The 14,325-nt window shown below is 68.9% G+C and carries 12 protein-coding genes; 7 read left to right on the forward strand and 5 right to left on the reverse strand.

Annotation, left to right across the window (positions count from 1 at the left end; translation table 11 throughout):
• The first annotated feature begins 188 nt into the window (after positions 1 to 188).
• From QK444_RS19005 to QK444_RS19020, 4 genes are all read left to right on the forward strand, one after another.
• Positions 189 to 719 carry an anthrone oxygenase family protein gene (locus QK444_RS19005; RefSeq protein WP_282782138.1) on the forward strand — a complete coding sequence of 177 codons (531 nt, stop codon included), beginning with the start codon at positions 189 to 191 and terminating at the stop codon, positions 717 to 719.
• A 35-nt stretch (positions 720 to 754) separates the two neighbouring features.
• Complete coding sequence (locus QK444_RS19010; protein WP_282782140.1) at positions 755 to 1,207, forward strand: hypothetical protein; 453 nt, start codon at positions 755 to 757, stop codon at positions 1,205 to 1,207.
• A 69-nt stretch (positions 1,208 to 1,276) separates the two neighbouring features.
• Entirely contained in the window at positions 1,277 to 2,515 is a 1,239-nt protein-coding gene (locus QK444_RS19015; protein WP_282782141.1) for a sensor histidine kinase, read from the forward strand.
• Positions 2,512 to 3,198: a response regulator transcription factor gene (locus QK444_RS19020; RefSeq protein ID WP_282782143.1), complete on the forward strand. Its 687-nt coding sequence runs from the start codon at positions 2,512 to 2,514 to the stop codon at positions 3,196 to 3,198. The genes QK444_RS19015 and QK444_RS19020 overlap by 4 nt, the downstream gene beginning before the upstream one ends.
• Before the next feature lie 157 nt (positions 3,199 to 3,355).
• Here the strand turns inward: QK444_RS19020 and QK444_RS19025 are convergent, their stop codons facing one another.
• Both QK444_RS19025 and QK444_RS19030 read right to left on the reverse strand, forming a co-directional pair.
• A complete protein-coding gene (locus QK444_RS19025; RefSeq protein ID WP_282782145.1) occupies positions 3,356 to 4,249 on the reverse strand; it encodes an alpha/beta hydrolase-fold protein in 894 nt (297 codons plus the stop codon).
• Positions 4,250 to 4,357: 108 nt separating this feature from the next.
• Positions 4,358 to 6,565 carry an MMPL family transporter gene (locus QK444_RS19030; protein ID WP_282782147.1) on the reverse strand — a complete coding sequence of 736 codons (2,208 nt, stop codon included), beginning with the start codon at positions 6,563 to 6,565 and terminating at the stop codon, positions 4,358 to 4,360.
• Between the two features lie 182 nt (positions 6,566 to 6,747).
• Here QK444_RS19030 and QK444_RS19035 point away from each other — a divergent pair, with 182 nt between their 5' ends.
• A complete protein-coding gene (locus QK444_RS19035) occupies positions 6,748 to 7,650 on the forward strand; it encodes an alpha/beta hydrolase (RefSeq protein ID WP_282782149.1) in 903 nt (300 codons plus the stop codon).
• 7 nt (positions 7,651 to 7,657) lie between these two features.
• On the opposite strand, the gene QK444_RS19040 is transcribed toward QK444_RS19035, so the two are convergent.
• Positions 7,658 to 8,188 (reverse strand): RDD family protein, encoded by a 531-nt coding sequence (locus QK444_RS19040; RefSeq protein ID WP_282782151.1) that lies wholly within the window; start codon positions 8,186 to 8,188, stop codon positions 7,658 to 7,660.
• A 395-nt stretch (positions 8,189 to 8,583) separates the two neighbouring features.
• Between QK444_RS19040 and glnA the strand changes: the two genes are divergently transcribed.
• Positions 8,584 to 10,020 (forward strand): type I glutamate--ammonia ligase, encoded by a 1,437-nt coding sequence (glnA, locus tag QK444_RS19045; protein WP_282782153.1) that lies wholly within the window; start codon positions 8,584 to 8,586, stop codon positions 10,018 to 10,020.
• A gap of 63 nt (positions 10,021 to 10,083) precedes the next feature.
• Here glnA and QK444_RS19050 read toward each other — a convergent pair whose 3' ends face one another.
• Together QK444_RS19050 and QK444_RS19055 are read right to left on the reverse strand one after the other, a co-directional pair.
• A complete protein-coding gene (locus tag QK444_RS19050; protein ID WP_282782155.1) occupies positions 10,084 to 10,761 on the reverse strand; it encodes a response regulator transcription factor in 678 nt (225 codons plus the stop codon).
• The gene (locus QK444_RS19055) at positions 10,758 to 11,966 is read right to left on the reverse strand and encodes a sensor histidine kinase (RefSeq protein ID WP_282782157.1); all 1,209 of its coding nucleotides are present in this window, start codon (positions 11,964 to 11,966) and stop codon (positions 10,758 to 10,760) included. Before QK444_RS19055 ends, QK444_RS19050 begins: the two co-directional genes overlap by 4 nt.
• A gap of 293 nt (positions 11,967 to 12,259) precedes the next feature.
• Here QK444_RS19055 and QK444_RS19060 point away from each other — a divergent pair.
• On the forward strand, positions 12,260 to 14,325 hold a 2,066-nt coding region (locus QK444_RS19060; protein ID WP_282782159.1), incomplete at its 3' end, for an MMPL family transporter.

A 14,325-nucleotide genomic window follows, 5' to 3' on the forward strand; every position in this document is an offset into this window, starting at 1 on the left:
TTGCCCCCCCACCCCCCGCCGCCGCTCCCCCCCCCCCCCTTCTGCTCCCGGGCCCCCCCCCCACCCCCGGGGGGGGCACGGTTGTCCTGAGCCAGCGGTAGCCGACCGGCCGTGTACGTCGAATGACGTACTCCGATGGGGCGTGTGGGCCGATGTGATGGCCCCTGGACTTCCCTACCGTCGCCCACATGCGAAAACAGTGGATCGGATTGGCCGTTCCGACGGCGTACGTGTGGATCGCGATGGTGGCGTTCGGGGGGATCGCGGTGGAGACGATCATCATCTACCCGAATGTCTTCCACGATGTGCCCGCATCGCTGGCCGAGGCGTCGGACTTCTTCGAGGTGACCGGACCCGCGGACTTCTTCCCGCCGATGGGGGCGCTCACGGTGCTGGCCGCGGTGGCGACCACCGCGCTGGCCTGGCGGGTTCCGGGGGCACGCTGGTGGTTGCTGGGCAGTCTGGGCTCGCTGGTGCTGGGTGAGTTCCTGTTCTCGGCGCTCTACTTCTGGCCGCGCAACGAGATCATGTTCGACGAGGGCGCGGCCGTGCATTCGACGGAGGTGCTGCGGCGGACCGCGACGGAGTTCGAGAACGGGCACTGGGTGCGGCTGGCCATGAGCGGGGTGACCGCGGTGCTGGCGTTCATCGGTTTTCTGCGGCTGTACCGGCAGGCGACCGGTAGCGAGGTCCGCACGGCTCAGGAGGTGGCGGCATGAGTGGACGGCGCGCACACGTCCCAGCCCGAGATCGCATGAGCACGGCCGCACGTATTCGCGATTCCCTCGGCCTCGCCCCGCTCGCGGTGATCGTGCTGGCGGCGCTGGGCGTGCCCCGGGTGATCGCGCACGATCTGGGGGCGGTGCCCGCGGTGGTCAACGCGGTGCTGGTCTTCGTGCCGATCGCGGTGTGGATCGGCTATGTGCTGTGGCGGCGGGTGCCGAATCCCATCCCGGCGCTGCTCGCGGTCGGCGCCTGTTACGGCCTGCTGCTGGCGCTCACGCACCAGCTGCTCTGGAACGCCGCCTTCGCGGATGATCCGCCGCGGCTGGGTGGCAATCTCGAAGGCAGGTTCTCGCCGGGCACCGAGGAACTGGTGATGCGTGCCTTCGCCATGAGCAGCAGCGTGCTCACCGGCGTGCTGCTCGGTGCGGCCACCGGTGCGGTGGCATGGTTGCTGGCGAGGATCACCGATCGCACTCGATAGGCGAAGACGGCCGTGACACACGTGGGAAGCGGGGCTGGTGAGATGCATCCGAACGAGTCGCGAACCGGCATGCGTCTTTCCGGCGCGGAACCGGAATCCCACGCCGGGCAGACTGAACCGAGGCGGCGGCAGCTGCCCGCCGACGCCGGAACCCACGCCGAGACGAACCGCGCCGAGCACCGTGCGCGGCTGGTCGACCTCGCTCTCGGCATGCTGACCCTGGTGGTGGTCGGCACGGCGATCACCGCCAATGTCGGCGGGTCGGCCGCCGGGGTCGCGCCGTCCGCCTATGCCTTCGGGGCGCTGTTCGGCGCGTTGATGCTGGTGCGCCGCCGCTGGCCGGTCGGCACGCTGCTGGTGTCGGGTGCGGCACTGCTGGTCTACTACATGCTCGACTATCCGCCGATCGGGTTGGCGCTGCCGGTGGCGGCGGCCCTGTTCTCGGCGGCGGAGCGCGGGCGGCTGTGGTGGGCGGCGGGCACCGCGCTGGCCCTGCTGGCGATCTCCACCGCCGTGCGGGTGGCCCAAGGCGACAATCTGGGTTTCGTTCTCGGACTGGAACTTCCGTCCTCGGCCGGATTGATGGCGGCGGTGATCGCGCTCGGCGACAGCATTCGCTCCCGACGCGGCTGGCGTGCCGAACTTCAGCGGCGGGAGCGGACGGCGGCGGTGGAGCGCGAGCGCGAGGCCGCGCGCCGGGTCGAGCGGCAGCGGGTGCGCATCGCCCGCGACCTGCACGATCTGCTCGCGCACACGGTGTCGGTGATCGCCCTGCACACCGATGTGGCCCGCGAATCGCTGCGGGACGATCCGAACACCGCGGAGCACTCCCTGACCGCAGCCCGCACCGCCTGCCGGGAGGCGAGCCGGGAGTTACGCGCCACCGTCGACGCCCTGCGCGCCCCGGATGCCGCCGAACCGCCGACCCCGGGCCTCGACCGGCTCGACGAACTGATCACGGTCACAAGGGATTCCGGTCCGACGGTGACCTGCACCCGCTCGGGCGGTACCGCCCCGCTACCCGCCATTGTCGAGACCACCGCCTACCGCGTGATCCAGGAATCGCTGAGCAATGTGCTGCGCCACGCGGACGCCCGCACCGTCGACATCGAATTACGCCGCGAAGCCGCCGAATTGGTGGTGCGCATCGCCGACGACGGCCGCGGATCCCGAGGCGACACGGCCGGGTGGGGAATCATCGGCATGCGCGAACGCGTGGCACTGCTCGGCGGCGATCTGCGCGCGGAGAATCGACGGCAGGGAGGGTTCATGGTGGAGGCGCGCATACCGGTGCGGGGCGCGGCATGATCCGGGTGGCGCTGGTGGACGACCAGCATCTGGTGCGGGAGGGGCTGCGGGCGCTGCTGGAGCGCGCCGACGATATCGAGGTGGTGGGCGAGGCAGCCACCGGCGCGACCGGGGTGGAACTGGTCACCGCCACTCGGCCCGACGTGGTGCTCATGGATATCCGCATGCCGGGCGGCGACGGCCTGGCGGCGACGAAACACATTGTCGCGCAACCGGAACTGCGCGACGTCCGGGTGGTGGTGCTCACCACCTTCGACACCGACGACAATCTGCTGGAGGCCATGCGCGCCGGGGCCGCCGGATTCCTGCTCAAGGACACCGACCCGGACGGGCTGCGGGAGGCGGTGCGGATCGTGGCACGCGGCGACGCCCTGCTCTCCCCCGCCGTCACCCGCCGCGTCATGCTGGCGGCCGCGGCCGGACCGCACCCGCGCGCCGCCGAACTCCTGGACCGGCTCACCGCCCGGGAACGCGAGGTGCTGGCCGAAGTCGGTGCGGGACGGTCGAATTCCGAGATCGCGGCGACGCTGCACATGAGTCCCGCCACCGCGCGGACCCATGTGGGGCGACTGCTGACCAAACTCGACGCCCGCGACCGAGCCCAGCTGGTCGTGCTCGCCTACGAGACAGGGCTGATCACCCCGGGCTCGCGGCCGGAACGGGACTCGCTGCCGGAGCGATGATCACGCCGGATTCGCGGCCCGATCGGTGATCACGCCGGTCGTCGCTGCGACCCTGCTGCGATACCGGCAGGTCCACACGACACCTCGCACCGCACGGGCGCGCCCCCGACGTTCCACCCACCTGGCACACCCCGGCATCCCTTGGCAGCACGAGGGTTCAGCCGATATGCCTGCCCAGGAAGGCCACCACATCCGGCATCACCGTGCGCCAGTACGCGTCGGTATGCGCACCCGGTGTGATGGACGCGATCTCCAGCGGCGCACGGGCGATGAACTCACGGCAGCCGTGCACGAACTTGTCGCGGTCCCCACACCAGAGCGCCATCGGAGCGGGTCCGAGTTTACCGATATTGCGCAGCGGATCCAGTGCGGCCCACTGGCTTTCACTGGCGAAGGCATTGCGCCTGCTCATATCCGCCCAGGAGGTCAGCAATCCCGGCGAGATGGTGGCCACCGCCCGCGCCGGATCGCCGCGTTCGGTGCGACGGCGGGCGTAGAGCATGGCGCCGAAGCCGCCCATGGACACACCGGTGCAGGCGAAGGGCGTTTCGTCGTGGCCGCGGGCGGCGAGCCAGTGCGGCACCTCGTCGAGCAGCATGGACATCGGGTCGTCGCCGGGATGATTCTCGTGCCAGTAGTTGTCCCCGCCGTCGACGGCGAGGAATCCGAAGGGCGGCACCTGCCGCGTCGTGACGGCGGCGGCCAATGCGTGGCCGATCCCGCCGACCCCGGCGGCGGTGTGCGCATTGCCCTTCAGGCCGTGCAGCAGAATCGAGATGGGCAGGTCGCGTACCCGCACGCCGGGCGGCAGGATGGTGACCACGTCCACCTCGCGCCCGCGTGCCGCCGAGTAGACGCGCTCGCGCCGGATCACCGGCCCCGATACGACGGGCGTGATCTCCTCGTAGACGTTGCGCAGCAGGACGTGCCGGACACCGGGTGGGCCGTTCAGGGCGTTCGCGCCGAGGGCGGCCAAGCCGAGCAGACCGGTGGAGGCGAACAGCGACCGGCGGCTGAGTCCACGCGCCGCGGCCCGGTAGCCCTCGCTCATGCAACCTCCGAAGTCGTCACGACTGGACGTCCGCACAGTACCGGCCGAATATGAGAGCCGGTGAATAGCCAGCTACGTTGGGATGAACATGTCCGAGGTACGCACCTTTTACATTGTGCTGGACTTGACCAAGCCGACGCGGGAGCCACGCCGAGCCTGGTCGTCGTCGATAACCACCTCGCTCAGACCGAAGCGCTGCTGAATCCGCTTCATCCAGACCGGAGCCCACCAGCAGCGATCACCCAGCAAACACATGACGGCGGGGACCAGCAGCATGCGCAGCACGGTGGCGTCGATGAACAGCGCCGCGATCATGCCGTAGGCGATGTACTGCATGAGCACCAGGTCGGAGAAGGCGAACGCACCCGTCACCACCAGCAGGATCAGCGCCGCCGCGGTGATGATGCGCCCGGATTGCACGGTGCCGATCCGGATCGCCTCCTCGGTGGTCGCGCCCGCGCCGCGCGCCTCGACCATGCGCGACAGCAAGAAGACCTCGTAGTCGATGGACAGGCCGTAGATGATGGCGATGATCAGCACCAGCATGTTCGCCTGACCGGGCTGCGGGGTGAAGTTCAGCAACCCGGCCCCGTGACCGTCGATGAATATCCACGTCAGAATGCCCAGGGTGGAGCCGAGGCCGAGGCCGCTCATGAGCGCGGCCTTGATCGGCAGCACCAGCGAGCCGAAGGTCAGGAACAGCAGCAGCGTGGTCACCAGCAGGACGAGGCCGATCATCCACGGAATCCGGACCAGCAGGGCGTCGATGGTGTCCTTCTGCAAAGCGGGCACCCCGCCGACCAGGACCGTCATCCCATCGGGCAGGTCCAGTGACCGGAGATATTCGATGGTGGCCCCGGCGTCGTTGATATCCACCACCGCGGCCTTGGCCCGGTAGATATCGGGCTGCGCGGGTGAGCGCGCGGGAATGTCGAACTGCCCCACCAGTCCCGGTGCCTGATTGGCCTGATTCCACACCGGTCCCACCGCCTGGGAGTTGTCGGCGATGAAGACCAACTCGATGGGATCGGATTTGCGCAGCGGGAAGTAGTGGTCGATCTCCTCCTGCGCCATGCGGGTCGGATTGTCCGGGGGCAGGTACTTCTCGCTGAAGCCGCCGAAGACGAGATTGTGCATGGGCACGATGAGCAGGATCAGCACCAGCAGAATCGGGACGGCGACCTTGCCGGGATGGCGCATCACCCAGGCGGTGGTGCGCGCGAGCAGCCCGTTGTCGAGTTCCTCGGACGATTTGGTGCGGCGGAATCGCTTCAGCCCCAACAGATCCACGCGCGGCCCGAGTACGGCGAGGACGGCAGGGAGGATGGTGATGGCGGTGACGGCCGCCAGGGTCACCGTCGCGATCGCACCGTAGGCGATGGATTTCAGGAACGCCTGCGGAAACAGCAGCAGCCCACCGAGACTCGCCACGATCATGGTGGCCGAGAAGACGACCGTGCGTCCGGCGGTCAGCACCGAACGCCGCACCGCCGTGCGGGTGTCGTTACCCGCGGCCAACTCCTCCCGGAATCGGCTCACGATGAACAGGCCGTAGTCGATGGCGAGCCCGAGCCCGATCATGGAGACCACCGGGGAGACAAAGGTGTTCACCTCGGTGAAGTTGGCGACGAACCGCACGATGCCGAACGCGCCGAAAATGGTGAGCAGGCCGGTGAGCAGCGGCAGCGCCGCGGCGACGACGCCGCCGAAGATGAAGAACAGCAGCAGCCCCACGAACGGCACCGCCAGCAGTTCCATGCGGTGCAGATCGTCGGCGACGGTGTCGTTGAGCGCGCCCGCCACGGGTTGCAGTCCGCCGACCCGCACCTCGACGCCGGGAATCTCGAAGACATCCTTGACCGCTCGGTAGTTGCGCTGGATATCGGTGTCGTTCTCCCCGCGCAGGGCGATGGCGGCGACGGCGCGGCGCTTGTCCTTGGTGGCCGTGGCGGCGCTGATCGCACCGGTCTCGGTGCGCCAGTAGGTGCCGACGACGCGGGATATCTGCTCGGGATGCTCGCGCGGCAGGCTGTCGAGGTGATCGACGACCGTCCGGCTGAAGTCCGGGTCGTCGACCGTCCTACCCGGCGGCGCGGTGAACAGCACGACGACGTCCACATCATGGTTGCGTCCGAAGGCGGCGTCGGCCAGCCGCCCCGCCTCCGCGGATTCCGACGAGGGATCGAACATGCCCCCCGAGCTCAGGTGGTCGTTCAGGCTGAGCCCGTAGCCACCCAAGGCCAGCAGTGCCGCGACCGCGAGACCGATCACCGCGAACCGCAAGCGGCAGACCATATTTCCCCACCAAGCGAACAAGAGGCTGCATCCTTCCGCACGGTTCCCGCCGCCCTTAAAGGTACATAACCCCGTTTCGCAATCAATACGTCCGAGCTATGACGCGAGGTAGGCCGGTGAGCCCGGAAGACTTCCGAAAGACATTGGCCGCCAGGGGAATAAATCCACCGCATCTAACCTTCTATATAGAGATAGACGGTTATATGCCGATCGACATCCCCCGAGAGACAGGACATCATCATGAACGACGTGCGCACCACACCGTGGAGATCCAGGGACTGCCCGTCTTCTACCGCGAGGCCGGAGACCCCGCGAACCCCACACTCGTCCTGCTGCACGGCTTCCCGAGCTCCTCGGCCATGTTCCGAAATCTGCTGCACGATCTGGGCGACAGCTACCATCTGATCGCCCCGGACCACATCGGCTTCGGACAGTCGGCCATGCCGTCGGTGGACGAATTCCCCTACAGCTTCGACAAACTCACCGAGATCACCCAGGAACTGCTGGACGCCCTCGGCATCGATCGATTCGCCCTCTACATCCAGGACTACGGCGCGCCCATCGGCCTGCGCATCGCCTCCCGGCAGCCCGACCGCGTCACCGCCCTCATCAGTCAGAGCGGCAACGCGTACCTGGAAGGCTTCACGCCCTTCTGGGATGTGCTCTTCGCCCATGCGCGCGATCGCGCCGCCCACGAGCCCGCCGTGCGCGAGCTGCTCGAACTCGATGCCACGAAATGGCAGTACCTGCACGGCGTTCCCGAGGACCGCAAGGCCCGGGTGAGCCCCGACACCTGGACCCTGGATCAGGCGTATCTGGATCGCCCGGGCAACAAGGAGATCCAGCTCCAGCTGTTCTGGGACTACCAGTTCAACCTCGACGGCTACCCGGCCTTCCAGAAGTACTTCGCCGAGCATCGGCCGCCCACGCTCATCGCCTGGGGCGAGCACGACGAGATCTTCGGGGCCGACGGCGCCCGCGCCTACCTGCGCGATCTGCCCGACGCAGAACTGCATCTGCTGGTCGCGGGCCACTTCGCCCTGGAAACGCACGGCCCGGAAATCGCCGAACTCATCCGGAACTTCCTGCGCACCGCGCTCGGGTGAGGCGGGATCAGCGGGCGCGGACGAGGGCGGTGCCGGTGGCGCGGTCGTGCATGCCGCGCCCGTCACCGTCGGTGAAGAGGGCGGGGACCACGAAGACGAGCAGGATCTGGCGGACCAGGGCGCGGACGAAGCCGACGGGGACGTCGGCGTCGATGCGCAGCACCCGCTCCTTCAGGAAGAACTGGCCGGGGGTGTAACCGAAGAGGGTCACCGTGGCGACGCCGATGACGAACCACACCAGCAGCGTCGGAGTGGACAGCGAGCTGATGATGACGACCAGATCCGGCGGCGGCTGCTCCCCGGCCGGGATGTTCATCTCGGCGATGAGCTGGTCCGGATTCGGGCGGAAGATGACCGCGGCCAGGCCGAGCGCCATGAACCAGTCCACCAGCAGGGCCGTGATGCGCCGGAGCATGGTGACCAGTGAGCCGACCCCTTCCTGCGGCAGTCCCAGATCCTTGCCCGGGTAGTCGCCGGGGGCGGAGCCGCCGGATTCGGCGTTCGGTCCGGACAGCCAGGAGCCGGTGATACGTGCCATGCACCCAGCTTAAGGGCCTCGGCGGCGGGGATTCGCCCGGCATGTGGCGCGAGCGTGACCGCGAGGTAACCGAAAAAGTGCTGAACCGACCGGTCCGGCGGTGAGGATTCTCACGCGTGCCCGGGTCGACGTGGTAATCCCCCTATCTTTTCGGCGTCATGCGCGGCGATTGCCGCTGTTCGATGGCAGGATGTCGGTGCTGGTCGAGCGCAGCTCAGCGCCCTGCGCGGCCGTTTGCCGAACGCCGGGACACCGACGAACCCCCGGCCAGCTGTACGTGTAACACTGGCGAAACACAGCCTTGATTGTGGGGAAACACCGCATCCATACCGTCTGGTCGCGACGAACCCATGCAATCGTGAATTGGCTGGGAACCGATCCGTAAGGAGTACTAAGTGGCGTTCAGCACGGCCGACGAGGTCATCAAGTACATCAAGGAGGAGGAGGTCGAGTACGTCGACATCCGGTTCACCGACCTCCCGGGTGTGCAGCAGCACTTCTCGATCCCTGCGAAGGCGTTCACGGCCGACCTGGCCGAAGAAGGCCTCGCGTTCGACGGCTCGTCCGTCCGCGGCTTCCAGTCGATCGACGAGTCGGACATGCTCCTGCTCCCCGACTTCAGCACCGCTCGGATCGACCCGTTCCGTGCCGCGAAGACGCTGAACCTGAACTTCTTCGTGCACGACCCGTTCACCCGTGAGGCCTACTCCCGCGACCCGCGCAATATCGCGCGCAAGGCGGAGGAGTACCTGCGGTCGACCGGTATCGCCGACACCGCGTACTTCGGTCCCGAGGCGGAGTTCTACATCTTCGACTCGATCCGCTACGACTCGGCCATGAACGGCGCCTTCTACGAGATCGAGTCGATCTCCGGTTCCTGGAACACCGGCGCGGAGTTCAACCCGGACGGCAGCCTGAACCGCGGTTACAAGGTTCGCAACAAGGGTGGCTACTTCCCGGTCGCGCCGTACGACCACTACGTCGACCTGCGCGACAAGATGTCGACCGCCCTGCAGCAGGCGGGCTTCGAGCTGGAGCGCGGCCATCACGAGGTCGGCACCGCGGGCCAGGCGGAGATCAACTACCGCTTCAACACCCTGCTCGGCGCGGCCGATGACCTGATGCTGTTCAAGTACATCATCAAGAACACCGCGTGGCAGGAGAACAAGACCGTCACCTTCATGCCGAAGCCCCTCTTCGGCGACAACGGCTCGGGCATGCACGTGCACCAGTCGCTGTGGAAGGACGGCAAGCCGCTGTTCCACGACGAGGCCGGTTACGGTGGCCTGTCGGATCTGGCGCGCTGGTACATCGGCGGCATCCTGCACCACGCCCCGTCGCTGCTGGCGTTCACCAACCCGACCATCAACTCCTACCACCGTCTGGTGCCGGGCTACGAGGCCCCCATCAACCTGGTGTACTCGCAGCGCAACCGCTCCGCCGCGGTCCGCATCCCGGTCACGGGCAACAACCCGAAGGCCAAGCGCATCGAGTTCCGCGCCCCCGACTCCTCGGGCAACCCGTACCTGGCCTTCTCCGCCATGCTGATGGCCGGCCTGGACGGCATCAAGAAGAAGATCGAGCCGATGGCCCCGGTCGACAAGGACCTCTACGAGCTCCCGCCGGAGGAGGCCAAGAACATCCCCCAGGCTCCCACCAGCCTGGCCTCGGTCATCGACCGCCTCGAAGCCGACCACGACTACCTCACCGAGGGTGGCGTCTTCACCGAGGACCTGATCGAAACCTGGATCACCCTCAAGCGCGAGAACGAGATCGCCCCGGTCAACCTGCGCCCGCACCCGTACGAGTTCGAGCTGTACTACGACGTGTAAATCGTTGTAGCGCAACCGATCTCGGGAGCCCCATCCGCTTCGGCGGGTGGGGCTTCGGGCGTTTCAGTGGCCGATGGGGTGGTCGCCGGCTTCCACCAGGCCGCTTTCGTAGGCGAAGACGACTATTTGAGTGCGGTCGCGTAGGCCCAGTTTGGTGAGGATGCTCGAGACGTGGGATTTGACGGTGGCGGGGCCGATGAAGAGCTGGGTCGCGATTTCGGGGTTGCTGGCGCCTCGGGCTATGGCGGTCATGACGTCGCGTTCGCGGTCGGTGAGGCGGGCCAGGCGGGCGGTGATGGTGGTGTCGGTGGTGAGGCGGCGGGCGAAGCGGCCGATCAGGCGGCGGGTGATGGAGGGGGCGAGGAGGGCGCCGCCGTCGGCTACGGTGCGGACGGCGGCGGCGAGCTGGTCGGCGGGCATGTCCTTGAGGACGAAGGCGCTGGCGCCGGCGCGGAGGGCGCGGTAGACGTAGTCGTCCGGGTCGAAGGTGGTGAGGATGAGGACGCGGACCTCCCAGTCGGCCTCGGCCAGCAGGCGGGCGGTGGCCTCCAGGCCGTCCATCTCCGGCATGCGGATATCCATGAGGACGATATCGGGGCGGTGCCGGTGCGCGGCCTCGATGGCCGCCAGGCCGGTGCCCGCCTCACCCACCACCTCGATGTCGTCGTGCATGCGCAGCACCATGGTGAAGCCGCTGCGCACCAGGGCCTGATCGTCGACGACGAGGACGCGGATGGTCATGCGGGGTCCTTCGAAGTTGCCGAGCGGTGGGTGTCGGCCCCGGTGGGAAGCCGGGCGGCCACCCGGAAACCGCCGCCGGGGCGGGGCTTCGCGTCGAGACTGCCTCCCAACAGTAGTGCGCGCTCGCGCATCCCGACGATGCCGTGCCCCGGGACGCCCGCGTCGGTACGGGCGGCGGCACCGCGGCCGTCGTCGAGCACTTCCAGCGTGATCTCGGCACCGGAGTTCGCGGCACACAGGCGGATGTCGGCGTGGGTGCCGGGGCCGCTGTGCTTGAGCACATTGGTGAGCGCCTCCTGAACGATGCGGAAGGCCGACAGTTCCACACGTGCGGCCAGCGGAGTCCGGAACTCGTCGATATCCGCCGTGACGTCCAGGCCCGCCCGGCGGACCTGGTCGATCAGGCGCGGCAGATCGGCCAGACCGGGCTGCGGCCCGAGCTCGTCGTTGTCCACGTCGGGCCGCAGCACACCCAGCAGATGCCGCAGTTCGTCCAGGGCTTCGCGGCCCGCCTCCTCCACCGCGGCCATGGCCTGGCGGGCGGCCTCGGGGTCGACGGCCGCCACCGCCTTGGCCGCGCCCGCCTGCACCGTCATCATGCTGACCCGGTGGGCGACCACGTCGTGCAGCTCCCGGGCGATGCGGGTGCGCTCCTCGGTGAGCACGCGCAGATGCGCCGCGGCCCGCTCCCGGCGCGCCTGTTCGGCGCGCTCACCGCGCAACCGGATCCGGCGACCGATGTACCAGGCCAGTTCCATCACCACGACACCGGCGAAGATGTCGCCGAACGCGAAGCCGTCGAGGGCACCGTCGAGGATCACCAGCGCGATCGCACCCGCCGCACCGAGGTAGGACCAGCGGCCGTCGCGGGCGTAGCGGCCGACGGAATACAGGGCGACGATGGCGATGCCGCCCAGGCCCGAATATCCGCTGCCGACCGTCACCGCCCAGGCGAGCAGGGCCGCCCCGAGCACCGGCAGCGGGTGGCGGCGACGCAGATACAGTGCCGCGCTCGCCACCGCGAACAGAACCAGGACGACGACCGGCACCGACGACATCGGCCGCAGCACGAGCGTGTCGCCCGGCCCGTCGGCCACATGGACGGCCAGGACGAACAGCACGGCGGCGAGTACCGCGTCCGCGGTGCGCGGCCAGCGGCGAAACGGTCCGCGAAAGCCGCGGGTGGGGGCGCTGTCGCCGTCCATCACGACGCCGGCCGTCCGATGGGGTGGCGGGACCGGCCGGGTGCGTCCCGGTGCGAACTGTCGGTGGGCATCACGCAACGGTAGGTCAGCCGCCCGTAGCCGGTAACCCACCACGGGCTACCCGCGCCTCCGCCGGACGGGGGATCCTCCCCGCCTCGGCAACCCCTCTCGGGACGGAACGGAAACATCCGGGCGGCGGGCGACCCGCACCGCCGCCGACCACGACGATGAAACCCGCTGGCCGACAAGGAAGTCGGGATAACAACCCCATCATCGCCGAGGAGCACACCACCATGGACGCAATCACCCGCCGCATCGGTGACGCCAGCGCCAGGAGACCGTGGGCGGCGGTCGCCGCCTGGCTGGCCGCCGTCGCCCTCGTGCTGACCGCCGCGGGCACGCTCGGCGGTTCGTTCGTCGACGACTTCGTCGCCCCCGGCAGCCAGAGCGAACAGGCCATGGATCTGCTCGCGGAACGGTTTCCGGAGGCGGCGGGCGGCAGCGCGCTGGCGGTGTTCGCGGTGCCCGAGGGGCAGCGGCTCACCGAGCACCGGTCGCTCATCCAGGACGCGGTCGATCGCATGGACGAGGCGGAACACGTGGTGGCCGTCGCCGATCCGTTCACGGCGGGCACGGTGTCGGCGGACGGCCGGATCGGATACGCGCAGCTCACCTTCGACCTGCCCGCGACCGACCTCGCCCCGGAGTCACTGGCACCGCTGAACACCGTCCTGGAGCGGGTACGCGCATCCGGCGTCGCCGCGGAACTGGGCGGTGACGCCGCGTTCATCAATGCCGAAACCCCCACCTCGGGAGCCGAGGCGGTCGGCGTGCTGGTGGCCCTGCTGGTTTTGGTCGTCGCCTTCGGCACGCTGGTGGCGGCGCTGGTGCCGATCGTGCTCGCCCTGGTGGCGGTGGCGGCCGGATTGGGCGGTATCGCGGTGCTGGCCGCCGCCATGGACGTGTCCACCGCCGCACCGACCATCGGCGCGATGATCGGTTTGGGCGTCGGTATCGACTACTCGCTGTTCATCGTGGCGCGGTACCGGGAGAACCGGGCCGCGGGACAACCCGATGCGCACGCGCTGTCGAATGCCATGGGCGCGTCGGGGTCGGCCGTGCTGTTCGCCGGCGGCACCATCATGCTCGCCATGGTGGCGCTGGTGTTGACCGGCGTCGGCTTCCTGATCTCGGTCGGACTCGCCACCTCGCTGGTGGTGCTGGTCGCGGTGACCACCGCACTCACCCTGCTGCCCGCGCTGCTGACACTGCTCGGCGACCGCATCGACACCGGGCGGGTACTGCGACGCGCCCGGACCCGCGGTCTCGAGCAGTCGGCGTGGTGGCGGGTCGCGCATCGGGTGGCGGGACGCCCCTGGCCGTATCTCCTCATCGCCACGGCGGTGCTGGTCACCCTGGCCGCCCCGGCCCTGCACATGCGCACCGGATTCCCCGACGCCGGTGACGATGTCACCGCCACCAGCCACCGCCGCGCCTACGACCTGTTGGCCGAGGGTTTCGGCCCCGGCGTGAACGGACCGCTGCTGCTGGTGGTCGATCAGCGCGACCGGGCCGCCGATATCGCGGGGCTGGCCGAGCGGGTCGCCGCCGATCCGGGCATCGCCTCGGTGGGTGGCGCACGCACCTCGACCGACGGTGGCACGGTGATCCTGCCCGCCGTGCCCACCACCGCGCCCGCGGACCCCGCCACCTCGAAAACCCTGGAGCGCCTGCGCGATCTGGCCCCCGACAATGTGGCGGTCTCCGGGATGACCGCGATGACCGACGATCTCACCACCCGGCTGAACGAGGTCCTGCCGGTCTTCCTCGCCGCCATCCTGATCTCGTCATTCCTCCTGCTGCTGATCGTCTTCCGTTCCGTGGCGATACCGCTGAAGGCGGCCGTGATGAATCTGCTGTCCATCGGCGGCGCCTACGGCATCGTGGTGGCGGTCTTCCAATGGGGTTGGGGCGCGGGCCTGCTCGGCCTGGACCGCACCTACCTGATCGCCTCCCCCATGCCGACCATGTTCTTCGCGATCCTGTTCGGCCTGTCGATGGACTACGAGGTGTTCCTGCTGTCCCGGATCCGCGAGGAGTACGACCACACCCGCGACAACACCGAATCGGTGGCCCGGGGCATGGCGGGCACCGGCCGCGTCATCACCTCGGCCGCGCTCATCATGACCGCCGTGTTCGCCAGTTTCATCGCCAATCCGTCGCCGCTGGTCAAGATGATGGGGCTGGGACTCGCGGCGGCCATCGTGCTGGACGCCACCGTCGTCCGCCTCGTCCTGGTCCCCGCCACCATGACGCTGCTCGGCCGGGCGAACTGGTGGCTACCGGACTGGCTGGACCG

This window comes from Nocardia sp. CC201C (assembly GCF_030010695.1).
GTDB lineage: Bacteria > Actinomycetota > Actinomycetes > Mycobacteriales > Mycobacteriaceae > Nocardia > Nocardia otitidiscaviarum.